The sequence below is a fragment of the Caldanaerobacter sp. genome (assembly GCF_049701115.1).
Lineage (GTDB): Bacteria > Bacillota > Thermoanaerobacteria > Thermoanaerobacterales > Thermoanaerobacteraceae > Thermoanaerobacter.
Genome location: NZ_JBNATX010000037.1, coordinates 1 through 19,236, shown reverse-complemented (window position 1 = coordinate 19,236; position 19,236 = coordinate 1). Strand labels below are relative to the sequence as shown.

General features: G+C 35.3%; 16 protein-coding genes. 7 read left to right on the top strand and 9 right to left on the bottom strand.

From position 1 onward, the window contains the following. Nucleotides 1-106: 106 nt before the first annotated feature. Both ACPLVE_RS09555 and ACPLVE_RS09550 read left to right on the top strand, forming a co-directional pair. On the top strand, nt 107-1,216 hold the full coding sequence (locus ACPLVE_RS09555) for a hypothetical protein (RefSeq protein WP_424611327.1): 1,110 nt from the start codon (nt 107-109) through the stop codon (nt 1,214-1,216). A gap of 266 nt (nt 1,217-1,482) precedes the next feature. After that, on the top strand, nt 1,483-1,839 hold the full coding sequence (locus ACPLVE_RS09550) for a hypothetical protein (protein ID WP_424611326.1): 357 nt from the start codon (nt 1,483-1,485) through the stop codon (nt 1,837-1,839). Between the two features lie 156 nt (nt 1,840-1,995). Here the strand turns inward: ACPLVE_RS09550 and ACPLVE_RS09545 are convergent, their stop codons facing one another. From ACPLVE_RS09545 to ACPLVE_RS09525, 5 genes are all read right to left on the bottom strand, one after another. Next, complete coding sequence (locus tag ACPLVE_RS09545; protein WP_424611325.1) at nt 1,996-3,621, bottom strand: S41 family peptidase; 1,626 nt, start codon at nt 3,619-3,621, stop codon at nt 1,996-1,998. Between the two features lie 73 nt (nt 3,622-3,694). After that, a complete protein-coding gene (locus tag ACPLVE_RS09540; RefSeq protein WP_424611324.1) occupies nt 3,695-4,489 on the bottom strand; it encodes an ABC transporter ATP-binding protein in 795 nt (264 codons plus the stop codon). Next, complete coding sequence (locus tag ACPLVE_RS09535) at nt 4,489-5,079, bottom strand: hypothetical protein (protein ID WP_424611323.1); 591 nt, start codon at nt 5,077-5,079, stop codon at nt 4,489-4,491. Before ACPLVE_RS09535 ends, ACPLVE_RS09540 begins: the two co-directional genes overlap by 1 nt. Beyond that, nucleotides 5,072-5,428 carry a GntR family transcriptional regulator gene (locus ACPLVE_RS09530; protein WP_424611322.1) on the bottom strand — a complete coding sequence of 119 codons (357 nt, stop codon included), beginning with the start codon at nt 5,426-5,428 and terminating at the stop codon, nt 5,072-5,074. The genes ACPLVE_RS09535 and ACPLVE_RS09530 overlap by 8 nt, the downstream gene beginning before the upstream one ends. Nucleotides 5,429-5,436: 8 nt before the next feature. Beyond that, a complete protein-coding gene (locus tag ACPLVE_RS09525; protein ID WP_424611321.1) occupies nt 5,437-6,660 on the bottom strand; it encodes a hypothetical protein in 1,224 nt (407 codons plus the stop codon). A 213-nt stretch (nt 6,661-6,873) separates the two neighbouring features. On the opposite strand from ACPLVE_RS09525, the gene ACPLVE_RS09520 reads away from it, so the two are divergent. From ACPLVE_RS09520 to ACPLVE_RS09510, 3 genes are read left to right on the top strand one after another with little or no spacing between them, the layout of a single operon-like run. Next, nucleotides 6,874-7,914 (top strand): M42 family metallopeptidase, encoded by a 1,041-nt coding sequence (locus tag ACPLVE_RS09520; protein ID WP_424611320.1) that lies wholly within the window; start codon nt 6,874-6,876, stop codon nt 7,912-7,914. Continuing rightward, the gene (locus ACPLVE_RS09515; RefSeq protein ID WP_424611319.1) at nt 7,905-8,924 is read left to right on the top strand and encodes a M42 family metallopeptidase; all 1,020 of its coding nucleotides are present in this window, start codon (nt 7,905-7,907) and stop codon (nt 8,922-8,924) included. The genes ACPLVE_RS09520 and ACPLVE_RS09515 overlap by 10 nt, the downstream gene beginning before the upstream one ends. After that, complete coding sequence (locus tag ACPLVE_RS09510; RefSeq protein ID WP_424611318.1) at nt 8,921-9,904, top strand: M42 family metallopeptidase; 984 nt, start codon at nt 8,921-8,923, stop codon at nt 9,902-9,904. The genes ACPLVE_RS09515 and ACPLVE_RS09510 overlap by 4 nt, the downstream gene beginning before the upstream one ends. A 43-nt stretch (nt 9,905-9,947) precedes the next feature. On the opposite strand, the gene ACPLVE_RS09505 is transcribed toward ACPLVE_RS09510, so the two are convergent. The 4 genes from ACPLVE_RS09505 to yjeM all read right to left on the bottom strand — a co-directional run bounded on the left by ACPLVE_RS09505 (nt 9,948) and on the right by yjeM (nt 16,692). Beyond that, nucleotides 9,948-10,076 carry a hypothetical protein gene (locus ACPLVE_RS09505; protein WP_424611317.1) on the bottom strand — a complete coding sequence of 43 codons (129 nt, stop codon included), beginning with the start codon at nt 10,074-10,076 and terminating at the stop codon, nt 9,948-9,950. A 132-nt stretch (nt 10,077-10,208) separates the two neighbouring features. Further along, nucleotides 10,209-11,297, bottom strand: a complete 1,089-nt coding sequence (locus ACPLVE_RS09500; protein WP_424611316.1) for a VIT1/CCC1 transporter family protein — start codon at nt 11,295-11,297, stop codon at nt 10,209-10,211. A 75-nt stretch (nt 11,298-11,372) separates the two neighbouring features. After that, nucleotides 11,373-14,894, bottom strand: a complete 3,522-nt coding sequence (nifJ, locus tag ACPLVE_RS09495) for a pyruvate:ferredoxin (flavodoxin) oxidoreductase (protein WP_424611315.1) — start codon at nt 14,892-14,894, stop codon at nt 11,373-11,375. Nucleotides 14,895-15,156: 262 nt separating this feature from the next. Further along, a complete protein-coding gene (gene yjeM / locus ACPLVE_RS09490) occupies nt 15,157-16,692 on the bottom strand; it encodes a glutamate/gamma-aminobutyrate family transporter YjeM (RefSeq protein WP_424611314.1) in 1,536 nt (511 codons plus the stop codon). A 205-nt stretch (nt 16,693-16,897) separates the two neighbouring features. Here yjeM and ACPLVE_RS09485 point away from each other — a divergent pair, with 205 nt between their 5' ends. Beyond that, nucleotides 16,898-17,518, top strand: coding sequence for an HD-GYP domain-containing protein (locus ACPLVE_RS09485; protein WP_424611313.1), 621 nt, complete (start codon nt 16,898-16,900; stop codon nt 17,516-17,518). A 16-nt stretch (nt 17,519-17,534) separates the two neighbouring features. Further along, a partial coding sequence (locus tag ACPLVE_RS09480) for a methyl-accepting chemotaxis protein (RefSeq protein WP_424611312.1) occupies nt 17,535-19,236 on the top strand: 1,702 nt, incomplete at its 3' end.

The following is a 19,236-nucleotide window of genomic DNA, read 5'->3' as shown; positions in this document are numbered from 1 at the left end:
ATAAATTAATAAAAATTTAATAATTTGTAACCAATTTGTAATATCAGATATAGGAAATAATGATATAATGGTTGGTAGAAGAATTTATGGGAGGTTTTGGTGAGAAATGAAGAAAGCTTTTGTAATCTTGTTAATTTTAACTTTATTTTTTAGCGGATGTCAGACTAAAAGAGAGGTTAATGAGAGTAATACATATCACAAACTACTTCCTAATTTTCAATATTTCCAAATGATGGATAAAAATAATGGATGGGCTATTGCGGAAGATATGGGAGAAAATAAAGCATTTATTACGATTGACGGAGGTAGTACATGGATTACTAAGTCAGTTTCTTATATAGGTGATATTCGTAGTTGGTTTTTTATGGATTCTAATCATGCTTGGATACTTTATTCTAACAAAATCCTTTATCCTAATGGGATGCTTTACTGGACAGAAAATAGAGGTAAAAACTGGTATGATGATAAAGTGCCTTTTGCTATGGGCAAGTTGTTTTTTCTGAATTCTAATGGTACATATCAAGGCTGGTTCCTTAAGGAGGATGGTAACGCATCTGGAAATGTACCTGTAGATGTGTATAGATTAATAAACAATAAATGGACACTAATTCACAAGGGGGAGTTGCCTAATAATACTTTGGCATCTTCTAATTTGCTTCCTTATGAGGGAGATAAAAAGAGTTTCATTTTTTTGCCGGATGCAAAGACCGGTTTTGTTGCTATAGAAAGGAGGGACCTAGGGAAGTCTAGTTTATATATGACAAGTGATGGAGGATATACATGGTATAAGAAAAATATTCCTTTGTTTTCAAAATTGAGTGATAAACATATCTCCGTATATTCTCTTAAATTTGTTGATGGTGAAATAATTTGGCCAATATCTGGATTTGATCATGTGAAAAAGAATTTTTCGATATTGTTTTTAGTGAGCAAAGATAATGGAAACAGTTGGGAAGAAAAGGCTTCCTTAATATATAGTAGTTCCCCTAGAGAAATTTATGTATTAGATAAAGAAAACTGGTATGTTTTATTTGAAAATCAATTACTTAAAACAAATAATGGAGGTCATACATGGAAAAAGATTAATGTTCCTCAAGGTACGTTTCAAATTCAATTTATAGATAATAAAACAGGATGGGCTTTAGCTTTAACATCAAAAGGGACAAATATATTTTTCACTAAAGATGGTGGTTATAAGTGGGAAAAGAAGTTTTAATAATTTTAACGGATGCATTGGATAGTTCTTGGCTGCCAATTTTAACTTTATTTTTTGCTGAATGCCGGAGTAAAGTCACACAACAATATGTTTAAGTGTTCCAGAGTAGATCGATTTTGTAAAGGCAGGAGAGGAGAATGAAAAAATTTTTTCTAATACTATTACTCTTTTTGGTATTTTTGTTGGTATATGCTTTTTACCCTCGAAATGGAACTTTTAATAATCTAATTCTTTCGCATTATTCGGGGATATCTTTCAATAAAGTTATGATAATAAAATACCAAGATGCTGATTTTAAAACAAAAAGGATAAAAAATCCTGATAAGATGAAAGAAATACTCCTCTATTTTAAAAATTTTGATTTAAAGGAAAGTAATAAAAGTAATTATCCAAACTACAATTACTGGGCAAATGGATATGCAATCCATTTTGAAGGTGAAAAAGACTACAAAATTTATGACTTAGTTATAGGTATTTCAAAGGATTATCCTTATGTTTTAGAAATATTTCCTGATATAACAGATAAACGATTGTTTTTATATGTTAGCCATAATATGTATGAGATATTAAATGGGAAGGTAAATATCGAATATTTAGAGGAATTGTGGAAATTGGGAGAATAATAAAGCCTTAAAAGGTTAAATTATCAAAAAGCGGTTTACTTTACGGGAAAGTTTCCAAAGCAAACCGCTAATATTTTTTATGTGTTTAAAAATCAGACAAAAGGAACCGTCTCCTTTGTCTACAAGAGGGGGTCCTTTTGCATAAAAATTGTCTTTTTATAATTCATTTATCATTTTAAGAACTTTTTTGATAACTACATCATTACTGTAAAATGATCCCCCAAGACTCAACTCATTTGTATTAATAAAATCCTTATAAGTTTCTTCTACATATATATCAGGTTGTGTATGCATCTCCTCATTTATCGTGCCATCAGGATTTATCCCCATATCAAAAGGAAATCTAAAAATAAGGCCGCTATTGGGTAAAGCGCATATTGTGGGGTCTACACCTATGCCATCTCCACCGGTGGCAGTTCCGACAAGTGTTGCCCATTTTGTCGCTTTTGCAAAAGAGGCAAAACTTTCTGATGAGGAATATACATATTCGTCTACAAGGAGAAATATTTTTCCTTTAAATCCAACAGGGTTTTTGGGAGATATAGATTTAGGAAAACAGACGAATTTGCCAAAATCTTCTTTTAGTTCTTTTGGAAAGTTTAAATTTGTAGGGAGTTCTTTTGTAGATTTAAAACTTAATAAGAAACGGCCAAACTTTGCTTTAATAAATGGCTTAATATATTCTCCATTTCTTACTACTATGTAGTAATTGGTTTTTAAGGGCTTATCTATAAGAGGTGCTACTATGTTTTGCATCCAATACATATCATTACCACCAGGATTGCCGCGCACATCGATTATTAGATAAGGGTAATTTTTTACTTGGTTTAAAAATTCATATATTGCTTCTTGCTCTTTTTTATAGTCAAAAGCAAATTTGTAAATTTTTATATAAGCTATTTTATCTTTTTTAATTATTGCAGTCGTAAAATTCTTCATGTCTTTAATATTTCTGGGAGAGTTTGTGTACATTACAACACTTTTTATATCTCTTTCTACAATTTTTCCTTCTGGAGTGAGGAAAGTTAGTTTCACGACTTGTATATCTGGAGTAGAAATTAATAATTGATTCATCTTGAATTCATTCCGCTTAAAATCGTATTTTAAGAATTCTTTATCTTTGAGAGATTCTATATATTCTTTTGTAGTTAAATCATTGATTTTTTGTAATATGCTTCCTCTTTCTATACCATAGTCTTCCAGATCTTTTTCACGTATAGCGTAGTCGGCAACATATTTTCCTTCTATATATTTAAAATAAATAGGAACAATATAACGTTTGTCTTCGTTAATTATATTGCTCCAATATTTATATTTTTCAACAACATTTTTGTTATTTAATACCTGTTGCCATGGCCCATAACCAGAGATACAAGAAACAGTATTATACACTTCGCAAAAATCTTTATAAGTTTTCGGACTTAGTATATGGGTATGGCCATTTTGTAACAAATTGAGGATTCTACGCATTGTGTCATAAAATTCCTTATCATTTTTCGTTTCTTTTATCCATTCCTCAAATTCACTTTTGCGTGAGAGCCAGTCATATCCAAGAACCCTTTTCTTTACTTCAAAAAATGGGAAATTGTCTTTTAAGATATTATACATATATTCAAAGTCTTTCAGCTTTTGCTCTATTGTCAAAGGTTTTTCAATGTCAGGATTTTTTGTTACTACTTGAACAGGACTATTTATGATTGTGTAATATAAGGCAAGTGATATAATGATGGTTATTGTAAAAATTATAAATACAATCTTGATTGATTTTTTCACTATTCTCACTCCCAAAATATTATAAAGAACGAATCAAATTTAGTATTTTTAACTAAAGCTAGGCGCAGGAATGTAGCCCTGTCTAGCTTTTTAGGTAGCCTACAATTATCTGGTTTAAGCGAGGGTATTCACCTATATCTTCTTCAGTTTGTACTAAAACTTCGTTATTCATTACTGCGATTACTTTTGCCCCCTTTATGTTCTCATTAAGACTAACTATTCTGTGTTTTTGTTTCGCTTCATCAATGGAATCTGTATATAGTATTTTTCCATCTTTTATTATGGCAAAGCTTGTGGCATATTCTTCTAATTCAAATATTTCATGAGAAGAAAGAAGTATAGTTCCTTTTTTATCATTGACGTATTGCTTTGTTATTTCTATAAGTTCAAACCTTACTGCCGGGTCAAGATGCTGTGTAGGTTCATCCAGTATTATGAGTTTTGCATTTGTTGAAAAAGCTAATATCGCTAATATAAAGGTTTTTTGACCTCTTGAGAATTTTTGCATTTCTTCATTTAGATTAAAGCCATATTTAGAAAGGAAATTTTTAAAAAAGGTATCATCCCACAGAGGATATAGAGTTTTATACATTTTATAATAATCTCCTAATATTAAATTATTAAAAACTTTTCTATGCTCTGTAACGAAAGCTATGTCTTTTTTTAAAGAAGGGTGAAAAGGCTTTTCAAATATTAGTATTTCACCTGAATCCTTTTTTACTGCGTTCATTATGCATTTCAGTGTTGTAGTTTTCCCTGCACCATTTGGACCCACAAGTGCCATTATTTCGCCTTCCTGTACTTTAAAGCTGACACTTGAAAGTATTTGTTTTCCATCTATTTGTTTGCTTAAATTTTTTATTTCTAGTGCGTACATTAATTTTCACCGCCTTTTATAACGTATGACCAATAGCCTAAATACAGGAGTATTAGTGAGAATATAAGAGCTAAAATCATATTTCCCTGACGTGTAAAACTAATTAGAGAGTATGGGTTAAAGATAGCACTTTGTATGTTTGAACTCCCAATTGATCCAAATAGAACATCTAAAAATGTTACCAAAAAACTCCAAGCCAAGGAATCTAATTCAAAACCTGAGAAAATCATTTGCAGACCAAAGATTGCGAATAAAAGTATTAATGACTCTGCGATAATTTTTAATTTGATTATGAAAGAACCTCCAATGAAAAGAGCAGTTATTGAAGATGTGATTATAACTAAAAAAGTAAAGAAAATAATATTGTAAATAAATAGTTCCTTTCTTGAAAATGGCATAATATATAAAAGCTCTGCTTTTTGATGTCTTATGTCATATACTATGAGACTGGAGGATAAAAAGAGCAATACAAGAGCTTTTAGCATTATTCCCGGTAAAATGAGTAAAAATGTTAAAAGTGCGATGCGCAATGTTTTTTCTTTTAATTCTTTCTGTATATATACATCCATTTTGGATATAAATTCATTCATTTTTCCATGCCTCCTCAAAAATTAACATAGCAGTGTAGTAGTCTATTCGACTATTTTTGAGTTTTAATACACATTCTTTTATTATATCTATTACTTCTTTGTTTATATCAATATCTTTTTTTACAAAATATCCAATACCCTGTTCTGCTTCGATGTAGCCCTCATTTTTTAATTTTTCTAAAGCTTTTATAACAGTGTTTATATTTACATCAAATATCAATTGTAAATCTCTTATAGATGGGAGTTGACTGCCTTTTTGAAGGTTACCTAATAGAATTTCTGATTTTATCATGTTTACTATTTGTAAATATGCAGGTATACCGCTGTGTTTATCAACTTTTCTTAGCATTTTTATCATCACTCTCTGATTAAATTTATAATGCCTGAATTTTTTATGTCGATAGGAGCGTTGTTTTTGTTTATAATTTTTAAAGAACCTCCTGTTGTATCTATATAAAATTTACCAGTTTCATCGAGAGCATTTAAGATTTCAAGTGTTCCGTTTAAAGAAGTGGCATTTATATTAAAATTATTAAATTTTGATTTTATATCAATATTTACACCAGTAGCGTCTAATATAATTTTATCAAAATCTAATTCTCCTTTTATGTTACTCCCTGTAGTATTGAGATTTAAATTTTTGCCTTTTAATTTGCCATTTAAGTCAAAACCTGTGCTATTTATATTAATATTGTTTTCTATTTGTATGTTAGCATTTATTTTAGTTTTAGTAGAATTTATATTGAGGTTTTTTAATGACCCATTGCCTATTATTGTTAAAGAATTGCAGTCAATATTAAGCTTTTTTAATGTTTGAGTGCCAATTTGTATTACATAAGTATTATTGCCGGAAAAAGTGGCTTGTAAATGCATTATGTCTTTTTCTGTTTTTTGAATCAGATGTGATGGATATGCTAAGGTATTGTCATTTTCCACAAGTTCTAATTCTACATCTTGGGATGGTATTTTAATGTTTATAGTGCTTATACTTTCTATATTTACAGTACTGTCAGGTAATATCTTATCTTTTGAAATATTGTTATCAAAAAAACTTTCTTGCGGGACTTTTATGTGAAGTGCAGGCATGTTAATTTCTATATCATTATTTTTTGTGGATGTTTTTTCTTCAAATAAATAATTTTGTGGGACTTTTATGTGAATACCAGGCAAGTTTATTTCTATGCCATCAGTACCATCAGTACTTTTGGTATTACCATTTATAATGCTTAAGTTAGTCATGAAAAGGAATGGAGCTAGTAACAGGGCAGATATACTTAAAATTACAAATAATATTACGATTATTGCAATAATCGAAGATGATTTCTTTATTCTAAATGGGAAAATACTTATTAGTAATATGAAAGACACAATAAAAAGCAATACTTTTAAAGAAATCCATGGAGAAATCCAAGCTAATAATATGCTAACTACTGATGTGGTTACTCTTATAGTGGTACTTTCTTTAAAAGTTTTTACCATGGGCAAGTTTGAAGTTTTGCTTGAGAATAGGAAAATAAAACCGGTTACTAAAGCTATAAAAGTCACTAAAAATACAATAGTTTCGATTATATTTTGATTCATAAAATGACCTCCCAAACTTTTATACTGTTATATTATAATATAACAGTATAAAAGTATTTTGTCAAGGGGTATAGTTGATTTTTTAAAATATCTTCAGAAGACGAAAAATTACAGAAGGATTTTAGAGATTTATGTAGAAATAATAAACTCAGGGAAGGCAAAAGAGGAATTTTACCACCTTGTTTAATAAAATTAGATGGGAAGGGGTAGAAAATGGATTATAAGGAGCTATTAAAGAAGCTTAGCGAAAGTCATGGAGTTTCCGGACATGAAAGAGGAATTTATGACCTTTTAAAAAAAGAATTTGAGGAGATTTCTGATGAGGTTTTAGAGGACAATTTTGGCAATCTTATTTTTAAAAAGAAAGGCACAAAAGGCAAGTACAAGGTGATGTTAGCCGCTCATTTAGATGAAATAGGCCTTATGGTAAAAGATATTGATGAGAAGGGATTTATAAAATTTACAACAGTAGGAGGAGTTGATCAGAGGACTCTTCCTTCACAGGAAGTTATAGTTCACGGCAAAAAGGAATTATTGGGAGTTATAGGAAGTAAACCGCCACATCTTTTGTCTTCGGAGGATATGGAAAAAGCTATAAAGATTGAAGATATGTATGTGGATGTGGGGCTTCCTAAAAAAGAAGTAGAGGAACTAGTCAAAGTTGGCGACATTATAACGATAAAAAGAGACTTCAGAGAGCTTTTAAATGATTATGTTTCTGGAAAGGCTTTAGACGATAGAGCCGGGATTGTTGTGATGGCAGTATGCCTTGATGAACTGAAAAGGATGCAACATTATCATGATGTATATGCAGTAGCTACTCTTCAGGAAGAGGTGGGGGTAAGAGGGGCTACGACTTCTTCTTACAATATTGAACCTGACATAGGTATAGCGATTGATGTGACTCATGCAAAAGCGAGAGGGGTTAGCCGCGATATAGAGATAGGTAAAGGGCCTGCCATAGGGAAGGGACCTAATATTCATCCTGCTGTATATAAAGGGCTTGTAGATATGGCGAAGAAATACAATATAGCTTATCAGATAGAACCGCTTCCTGGGCATTCGGGCACTGATGCATGGGCAATCCAGGTGTCAAAAAAAGGAGTTCCTACAGGGCTTGTGTCAATACCTTTGAAGTACATGCATACTTCTGTGGAAACTGCCAATATGAAAGACATAATAGAAAGCGGCAGATTGCTTGCTCACTATATTGCCAATCTGCCTGAGGAATTGGAGGGACATTTATGCTATTAAAGGAGTTAACAGAGCTTTTAGGTGCTTCTGGAGATGAAAAAGAGGTAAGAGAGAAGATAAAAGAGATAGTTAAACCTTATGTGGATGAGCTTTATGTAGATAGAATTGGAAATTTAATAGCCTGCAAAAGAGGTAAAAAAGAAAAACCAAAGGTGATGCTGGCTGCTCACATGGATGAAGTTGCTTTAATGGTGAAGTCTGTAAATGAAGACGGGACATTGAGTTTTTCTCCTGTGGGCGGAGTTGACAACCGCATTCTGGTAGCTAAAGCAGTAAAGGTAGGGGAGAAGAGGATAAACGGGGTAATAGGTGCAAAACCTATACATCTTCAGAAAAAAGGAGAACAGGAAAGACCTCTTGACTTCGATGAACTCTATATAGACATTGGAGCAACATCTAAAGAAGAGGCTTTAAAGTACGTTTCACCTGGTGACTATGTCTACTTTGAATCAAATTTCGAGATTTTAGGGGATGGCTATGTTAAGGCAAAAGCTTTGGACGATAGAATAGGCTGTAATGTGTTAATAGAAATTCTGAAAAATACATATGATTATCCTGTTTGTGCAGCTTTTACAGTACAGGAAGAGGTTGGTTTAAGAGGTGCAGGTGTAGCAGCTTACAATGTAGATCCTGATTTTGCAATAGTCGTGGAAGGGACGGTTGCTGCAGACGTTGTAGATTCAGAGCCTCATCTGGTTTCTACGGAGTTAGGGAAAGGGCCTGCAATTTCACTTATGGACAGAACTACCTTGTATGACAGAAAGATTATTGACAAGATTGTCAGGGTAGCAGAGGAGAATAATGTACCTTATCAGTTCAGAAGAATAGCGAGTGGTGGGAATGATGCAGGTAAAATACACCTTACAAAAGGAGGAATAAAGACAGTAGCTATTTCGGTGCCTTGCAGATACATCCATTCTTTCAACTCTGTAGCTAAGCTAAGTGATTTTGAAAATACAGTTAAGCTTGTAGACTTAGTTATTAAAAATATTGAGGAGGTATTAGGATGAGTGTAAATGTGGAACTTATAAAAAAATTAACACAGGCATACGGGCCTTCAGGAAGTGAAGATAAAGTTTTTGAGATTATAAGAGAGGAAGTCAAGGGTTTTTGCGATGAGATTACTCATGATGCGATGGGGAACATGATATGTGTGAAAAAGGGAAAGGGCAAAAAGATAATGGTAGCTGCTCATGCTGATGAAATAGGCATTATGGTTACGCATATTGAAGAGGAAGGTTTCTTGAGGTTCACAACGATAGGTGGCGTTTATGTAGAGCACCTTGTAGGAAGAAGAGTAAGATTTAAAAATGGTACAGTAGGGGTGATTGGAGTAGAACATTTGGAGGATAAAAAGGACTTTAAACTAGAGAAGCTTTATATAGACATAGGCGCGAAAGATAAAAAAGAGGCAGAAGAACTTGTAAAAATAGGAGAAAGTGGGAGTTTCGTAGGAGAGTTTGTAGAACTTGGTGATAGATTGGTTTCTAAGGCTTTCGATGATAGGATAGGATGTTACGTAGCTATTGAGGCACTAAAAAACGTGAAGACCGAAAATGAGCTGTATTTTGTTTTCACAGTGCAAGAAGAGGTGGGTTTAAGAGGGGCTACTACAGCTGCTTACCATATAAATCCTGATTTTGCCATTGCTGTTGATGTAACTGCAACGGGAGATACTCCTAAAGCAAAAAAGATGGCGGTAGCTCTCGGTAAAGGTGCGGCAATAAAGGTGATGGACAGGTCAATAATAGTAAGCCCTCATGTACGAGACATGATGATTGAAGTAGCAAAAGAAAACAGTATTCCATATCAATTGGAAGTACTAGAATTTGGTGGAACTGATGCAGGAGCCATACATCTTTCAAGAGGTGGAATACCATCGGGAGTGATTTCTATTCCTACGAGGTATGTTCACAGTGTTTCGGAAATGGTGGATAAAAGAGATGTAGAGGCTAGTGTCAATCTGCTTATAAAAATACTGGAAAAATAAGATAAAAGACCCTGCTTATTGCGGGGTCTTTTTATTTGTGAAATCATGCGTTTTCAGTTATAGTTCCATTTTTTGAATTTACAAACCAGTTGACTATGAAAAATACAGCCACTATGAGGAGAACAAGCCCTGCAATTGCAAAGATAAAATTTTTAATAGTAAATTTAGACATTTTTATATCCCTCCTCGGGAAGCAAAAAATTCATTTCTTATATTCATTGTACAAGATATTTGCTACTATATCAACACTTTTTAAAATTCTCTAAAAGAAACGGACAAAGGGGACGGTTCCTTATGTCTGAGTTTAGGCGGTTATTCCAAATATTTTTTGAACGAGAGTTCCGAAAAGATAGGAAAGTGCTGCTGCTCCAAGCCCTGTTACTACCATTTCCACGATTTTTGCTTTTATAGACAAGTTTTCCGAAGCTACAGATACTACGATGCCTACTATAGAAAGAGCTATAGCCGCGAATAATACGGAGAAGGATAAAGCTAATAATGATGAAGAAGATATAAAAAAGTATGGAATTACAGGGAAAATAAGACCCAAAAGGTATGCTATACCTGTATAAAGGGCGGATTTTATTTCATTTTCTGTTACTTCTTCTGTTAACAGGTTTGTCATGGCTTCTTCGTTATTCGACAATTTATAAGCTATTTCTTCACTGACTTCTGCAGGTATGCCGGAATCTTGCAGCTTATTTAGGAATTCTTCTTTTGCTCTTTCTTTTGAGACTTTGAAAAGAAGCTCCATTTTTCTTTTCAATCCTTCATTTACCTGTCTTTGAGATCTAACGGAGGTGTACGCTCCAATTGCCATAGAAAGAGCTCCTGCAACACCAACTACAAGACCTGCAGTACCAACGGTTATAGGACTCTTAGGGTAAACTGCTGAAAGGCCTGTGACAGTTCCCAAGATTTCTACAAGGCCGTCGTTCATACCCATTATGAAATCCCTGATATTTTCTATGCTGATGTTATCTTTTTCTTGCTCAAATAATTTTTCGTGCTCAAGCTCCTCTTCAATTATTTTTGAAAGTATATCCCTTTCTTTTTCAGATAAAGCTGCTTCGTTTAAGAATTTAAAATAATACTCAGTAGTGGAAATTTCATTCATTTCTAAAATTGTAACGAAAAGTTTACCTCCGAGTAGCTTTCTTAAGATTTTGTATATAAATAATTTGATGGGATGCTTTTTTTGTTCTGGTATATTTGTGCCCCTGTCTTTTAAAAATTTTTCCCAGAAATTTGCATGACTTTTTTCCATTTCTGCAAGCTTTAAAAAATTTTCTTTAGTCTTAGGGTTTTTCTCTACTTGGTAAAGATATGAATAAAGCATGTAAGCTTCAATTTCTTCTTTGTAGAAGTTAAGAGCCTGACCTATAAAGTTCATAAGAATTAGTCACCCCATTTTTAATTCTACAAGAAAGATTATATCATAAAAGAAGAGGGGATAACCCCTCTTCCTTTACTCATCTTTTGCCATCTTTTCGTAGATTTTGTATCTTTCCATTGCAGCTTTTTCCGCTTCTTCGAAGAGTTCTTTTGCTCTTTCTGGGAAGGTTCTTTCTAATGCGGTGAATCTTACTTCTCTCCTCAAGAATTCCTGGAAGGAGAGCTTTGGAGGTTTAGAATCTAGTATGAAAGGATTCTTTCCTTCTTTCTTGAGAAGCGGATTGTATCTATAGAGTATCCAGTAACCGGATTCTACTGCTCTTTTTTGTTCTATCTGGCTTTCACTCATGTCAATACCGTGAGCTATACATGGTGCGTAAGCTATAATGAGAGATGGACCAGGGTATCTTTCTGCCTCTATTAGAGCTTTCATAAGTTGAGTCTGGCTTGCACCCATTGCTACTTGAGCTACATACACATATCCGTATGTCATTGCCATTCTGCCTAAGTCTTTCTTTATAAGTGGCTTACCTGCTGCAGCAAACTGTGCAACTGCACCTAGTGGTGTTGCTTTTGAAGATTGTCCACCTGTATTAGAATAGACTTCTGTATCAAGAACCAAGATGTTTACATCTTCTCCTGTTGCTAATACATGGTCTAAACCGCCGTATCCGATGTCATATGCCCAACCATCGCCACCTATTATCCACTGGGACTTTTTAACTAGATAGTCTTTTCTCTCGAGTATCTCGTTTATTAATGTCTTTACTTTTTCATCTTCAGCTTTATAGTTTTCAAGTATTGGCAGCAACTTCTTACTAGCTTCTTTGGATTTTTCCCCGTCCATCATGTTGTCAAGCCAGAAGGTGAGCGCTTCTTTTAACTCAGTTGTGATGTTCTGTTCTAATAGCTCTTTTACTATTTCGGCTAATTTTGTTCTCTGCTGTTTAACAGCCAGTACCATGCCTAGACCGAATTCTGCATTATCTTCAAACAGGGAATTTGCCCAAGCAGGTCCCTTCCCTTCATGGTTTACTGTGTAAGGCATGGAAGGTGCACTTGCGCCCCATATTGACGAACAACCTGTGGCATTTGCTATCATCATTCTATCGCCAAAAAGCTGTGTTATAAGTTTGACGTAAGGCGTCTCTCCACATCCGGCACATGCTCCAGAAAATTCGAGCAGCGGTTGTTCGAACTGACTTCCTTTCACTGTTTCTTTGCTCATCGGATTTGGTTTTGGAGGCAAGCTTATTGCATAATCCCAATTCTTTGTTTCGTGCATCTGTGTTTCTAATGGTTTCATGACCAGTGCTTTTTCTTTTGCTGGACATTCGTTTACGCAGACGCCGCAACCCGTACAGTCGAGTACACTAATCTGTATAGTATAGTACAGCCCTTCAAAGCCCTTTCCAATTGCTTTTTTAGCTTTAAAGCCTTCCGGAGCTTTTTTCAATTCTTCTTCTGTCAGCAAGAAAGGCCTTATTACTGCGTGTGGGCATACAAAAGCGCACTGGTTACATTGGATACAATTTTCTGGCAACCATTCTGGTACGTCTACTGCTATTCCTCTTTTTTCGTAAGCCGTTGTTCCGGGTGGGAAACTTCCATCTTCTCTACCTGAGAAAGCACTTACCGGTAAGCTATCACCCTCTAATCTATTCATCACTTCAACTACATTTTTAATAAATTCAGGCACTGGCTTTTCTTCTTTTGGTTCGTCTTGAGCTTCTGCCCAGTGAGGTGGTACTTCTACTTTAACGAGGGAATTTATACCTCTTTCTACAGCTTCAAAGTTCATTTGAACTATTTTTTCGCCTTTATGCCCGTATTCTTCAACTATTGCTTCTTTCAGATGTTTTACTGCTTCCTCTATTGGTATTATGTTTGTAAGCTTGAAGAAAGCAGATTGCATTATCATGTTGATTCTTCCGCCTAGGCCAATTTCTTTTGCTATGTCAACAGCATTTATGATGTAGAAGTTTATGTTGTGCTTTGCGAGATATCTCTTTATTGAGGCTGGCAGTTTTTCTTCAAGCTCTTCTGGCTTCCAATTGCAGTTTAAAAGGAAAGTACCGCCGTCTTTCAAGCCTTTTAATATGTCATAGCTGTATACATAGGACTGTTTATGGCATGCTATGAAATCTGCAGTGTTTACCAGATAAGTAGACCTTATAGGCTTTTTACCAAATCTCAAGTGAGATATTGTAACACCACCAGATTTTCTGCTGTCATACTGGAAGTATGCCTGTACATAAAGGTCTGTGTTATCCCCTATTATTTTTATTGCACTCTTGTTGGCACCTACTGTACCATCTGAACCAAATCCCCAGAACTTGCAACTGGTAGTTCCTTCTGGAGCGGTGTCTATTTCTTCACCAACGGGTAGAGATGTATTTGTAACATCGTCTATTATTCCTATTGTAAAGCGATTTTTAGGTTCCTCTTGCTTTAGGTTTTCGTACACAGCTATGATCTGAGCAGGGGTGGTGTCTTTCGAACCGAGGCCATAGCGTCCCCCTACAATAACGGGTTTGAGTTCACTCTCATAGAAAGCAGTTTTTACATCTTCATAGAGAGGTTCTCCTAGAGAACCTGGTTCTTTAGTTCTGTCGAGTACAGCGATTTTCTTTACAGTCTTTGGTATTACTTCAAGGAAGTGCTTTACTGAGAAAGGTCTGTAAAGATGAACTTTTACCAATCCTACTTTTTCGCCCTTTTTCATCAAGTGATCTATTGTTTCCTCGATTGTTTCTGTAACAGAACCCATTGCTACTATTATTCTTTCTGCGTCAGGTGCTCCATAGTAATTGAAAAGTTTATAATTTTTTCCTGTCAATTTGTTTATTTCATTCATATAGTATTCTACGACTTCAGGCAAAGCGTTGTAGAATTTATTTGAAGCTTCTCTCCCCTGGAAGAAAATATCTGGGTTCTGGGCTGTGCCACGAATAACGGGTTTTTCTGGTCTTAGGGCTCTGTCTCTAAAGGATTTTAAGGCGTCGTAATCCACGAGCTTTGCTAAATCTTCATAGTCCCAAACTTCTATCTTTTGTATTTCATGAGAAGTTCTAAATCCATCAAAGAAATGTAAAAATGGAACTCTTCCCTTTATTGCAGAAAGATGGGCGACGGCTCCTAAATCCATTACCTCCTGTACGCTTCCCGATGCTAACAATGCAAATCCTGTTTGACGGCAAGCCATTACGTCAGAATGGTCGCCAAAAATAGAAAGGGCGTGTGCTGCTACTGCGCGGGCACTTACGTGAAATACACCGGGCAAGAGCTCACCAGCGATTTTGTACATATTGGGTATCATTAAAAGAAGACCCTGTGAAGCAGTAAAAGTAGTGGTTAAAGCTCCTGCTGCCAGTGAACCATGAACAGCTCCTGCTGCCCCTGCTTCAGATTGCATTTCAATTACTTTTACCGTTTGTCCAAAAATGTTTTTTCTTCCATGAGCACTCCAGGCATCTACGAGTTCTGCCATTGGAGATGAAGGGGTTATTGGATAGATTGCGGCTACTTCCGTGAAAGCATAAGCCACATGGGCAGCAGCCGTATTACCATCCATGGACTTCATTGCTCTAGCCATCTTGTTACTCCTCTCCTTAACATGTTTTTTATTAAACATACCAGTTTAAGAAAATCGTACCTGCTATAGTACAGTATACAAAATGTAAGCTATATTATATAACAGCTATTCGTAGCATGTATAACAGCGTCTAAAATTGGAGTAATTTTAAGCCTTTAAATGGCTATAACAGGTACATAATTATTATACCATATCTTCGATAAAATTAAAACTTTTTAATACTAATAAGAAAATTAGAGAGCGGAAACGCTCTCTCGGTATTTTATCTATGTTCCGTTTTTATTTTTGTAACAACTTTTACTGAAGATTGTTCCAACTTTTCGTACCGGTTGTACATGAGTATTGCTACTATTGAGAAAAATAGAGGTCCTGCTATCATCCAAAGAGTAGAGCTTAAGTCTCCTTCTATTGCAGGTTGAATTATTGTAAAGAAATTTGCAAATGCAACTGTAGCCGTAACTATTAAAGTGGCTACAAAAGCGGAAGACTCTGATTTAAATATTTCAAAGGGTTTTTTGATTGTCCTCTTTTTCTTGAAAGAATAAAATGCTCCTGACAAGAAGACATAAGGCAATGTCATAGCTACGTTAGTCATTAGGATGAGCTTAGAGAAAAACCTGGCTACTGCTTCTCCACCGAAAGATACCAATACTATCATTAATGCTGCTATACTTCCCTGAATCCACATTGCGCGTTTTGGGATACCGTCCTCAATTTCACCTATTTTTCCAGGCCAAAGCTTAGAAGGAGTACCCTCGATTATCTGTTTTAGGGGTGCGTATGTGAGAGTGAAAAAAGCACCTGTCAAAGCCAAAAACATGGAAAGTCCTACATATCTTGCAAACCAGGAGCCCAGAGTTATAGAAGCAGTTTTACTCAAGCCTAAACCATTACCCAGCTGATATCCAAGATTGTACATGACTACGTAAGCTACATTGGCCATATTTACATTTTGATTTCCTAATACTTCTTTCCAATTAGTGAAAATTCCAACCATAAAAATTCCTAACGAGTAACCTATAGAGATGATAATAGCGGAAAGGAGAATTCCTTTTGAGAAATTCTTTTCAGGTTTTTCAGTTTGGTCTACAATACCACTTACTACTTCGAGACCACCATAAGCAAATATTGCAAAAACTAAAAAAGCTAACATTCCAAGCGTGGTTTGATAAGAAGGGTTTGGCGATGTTACAAAAGAGCTGATGGATGAAATAGGTTCCGCAATTTTCCCTTTATTCAAAGCTAATGTAAAGATGCCTCCAAGGAGTAATACTACGTTTAAAAGGGCTACAGCAGTTCCTCCCACTGATGTAACTTTTGATATACTTTTTAGTCCATGAGATGCAACATATGTCACAGTTATAACCCATATTACTCCGAGGAGTCCTAATGTTTGTGTTGCCTTGAGACCAAAAAGGCTCCATGTAGAAGTGGTGTCTTTGCCGAATATGGCGTTAGATAGAGGAATCCATATAGAAGAACTCACGTTCACCATCCATATAATATAGGACGCATACCACATAAAAGTGCCAATAAAGGCATATTTTGGACCAATGGATTTTTCCATCCATGAATAGATTCCACCCTTTTCTTCTTTAAAAGCAGAGCCGTACTCTGCCATCATAAAAGCATAGGGTATAAAGAAAGTCAATCCTGAAAGAAGGTACCATGGAATAGCGCTATATCCCATTAAGTAGAAAGAACGAGGAATGTTGGTGAAACCAAACACAGAAGTAAAGATCATAAGAATTAGAGGGATTAAAGTGAGTTTTTTTGCATCGTTTACAACCTTTTGCATAAGCTACCTCCTTTACACAAAAATTTTTATTACAAAAAAATTTTAATATATAAAAAATAATTGCAAACGTATTATATAACTTCTCTGATAAGTTTGTCAAGATAGCTAATTTACAGTATTTCCAGATCATAAAATTTAATACTTGAAAAAATTTAAAAAATTGACTTTACAACTCCACGTGTGGTATAATTTTTCTTGTCAAATTATGTCGAAAAGAAGGGAAAATGTGAAAGTGCAGCAGTATACCGACATTTTTTTAATAAGGCATTTGATGACGAGTTTAAAAAATTATCACTACACCACATATGCTCACAGCATAAGAGTGGCGAGGCTTACTTATTTTGTTTCCCGAAAGATGGGGCTGCCTAAAGAGGAACAGCTTTATAATTGCAAGGGGGGATTACTTCATGACATTGGCAAGATATTGATTCCTATTTCAGTTTTGGACAAGCCCCAACCTCTCTCAGATCTTGAGTACGAGCTTGTCAAGATACACCCCTCTTACGGGGCAGAAATGTTAAAGCTACTGCCAGCTTTAGAAGATCTTATTCCTGCTGTTTTATATCATCATGAGAGACTTGATGGATCGGGGTATCCCTTTGGGTTGGGTATTATTCCTTTAAGTGCGCAGATAATTGGGGTTTGTGATTCTTTTGATGCCATGACAACTAAAAGACCTTACAACCAGAATAGATTAAAGAGCATGCATGAAGCCATAGTTGAGTTAAAAACCATGCCTTATAAATATAATTGCAAGGTCGTAGAAGCTTTAGAAGAAGTCATAAAAGAAACGAAGGGGGATCAAATGTACTTTATATCACTATAGGGAGGGAGATTTATAAATGAAAAGTCTTAGGACAAGACTTTTAACTTTGATGGTGCTTTTTATACTTATACCTCTTGTGATATCAGGTTATTTCTCTACAAGCATAGCGGAGTCTGTGCTTAAATCAAAAATAAACGATTCCAATCAAACAGCTTTGGCAGTACTTAATAAGTACATAAATTCATTTAAACAAAGCACAGAAACAATGATACAGATGCTGTCGGAATCTAATGCGATTATAAATTACGATGGAAGTCAAGCCTCAGATGAAGCAGTTTTAAAGAAATTGGAGGAAGCCAAAAAAGCCATGCCTGACGCTATGAATGTATATTTTGCAACCCCAACTAAGAAGATGATTTTATTTCCAATTCAAAAACTCGAAAATTATGACCCAACAGAGAGGCCCTGGTATAAAGATGCGGTAAATGCAAATGGGAAAATCGTGTGGACAGAACCATACCAGGACTTTAATACCAAGGTTCCTGAAATCACTGTGACAAAAGCTATTTTAGATGCAAGCGGGAAATTGATAGGTGTTTTGGGGATTGACATAAGCTTAGAACAGCTTTCAAAGAATATTTCAGATGTAAAACTTGGGAAAACAGGGTACATATATGTGGTTACAAAAGAGGGTATTACAATTTCTCACCCGGATTCTACTAAGCTTTTTACCTCCATAAAGAAATACGATTTTGGTAATAAATTGCTTGCTACAAAAAATTCTACAATTCAATATGTTTCAAATAATGTATTGAAATTTGCCAGCGTAAGAGACCTTGACAGTTTTGGCTGGAAAGCAGTTGTAACAATGGACAATAGTGAATTAACTGGAGATGTGACGAAAATAAGGGATTTCATAATAACAGTGAGCATAGTAATACTTCTAATAGGATTAATAATTGCTTACCTTTTCTCCAGTTCTATTGCCTCCGGGATAAAGAAGGTTGTAGCAGCAATGGAAAAAGCCTCTCAAGGGGATATAACGGTAAGAGCGGATGTAAAAGCAAAAGATGAAGTGGGTATACTTGCAAAGAGCTTTAATTCTATGCTGGAAGGCATAAAGAAGCTAATATTTGACATAAAGAGCGTATCAGAATCTGTAAACCACTCTGCAGAGAATCTGGCGGTTGCTTCAGAACAAGCAGCACAGGCTACACAGGATGTAGCAAAAGCCATAGAAGAGATAGCTCAAGGGGCATCGAGTCAGGCAAAGGAAGCAGAGGAGAGCGCAAGCGCCACGGTTTTGCTGGGGCAGCTTATAGACAGCTCGCTTAAAAATGCAGAAGAGATAAATCACGAGATAGGAAATGTGAACATGGTATCCAGTGAAGGGCTTGACACCATAAAAGACCTGATAGAGAAGACAAAGCATACGATAGAGGCTAACAACAACGTAAAAGAGGCGACAAATTATCTATTAGAAAAATCGTCAGAGATAGAGAAGATAGTGGAGACAATAACAAACATAGCAGACCAGACCAATTTGCTGTCTTTAAATGCGGCGATAGAGGCAGCAAGAGCAGGAGAAGCCGGAAGAGGATTTGCAGTTGTAGCGGATGAAGTGAGGAAACTGGCAGAGCAATCTTCTCAGGCGGCGAGGAACATAGCAAGCCTGATAGGGGAGATACAGTCTACGATAAACAATACCCACAGGACGGTGGAAGATTCAACGAAGTCAATAGAGGAGCAAAGCCAGGTAGTAAACATGACAAAGGACG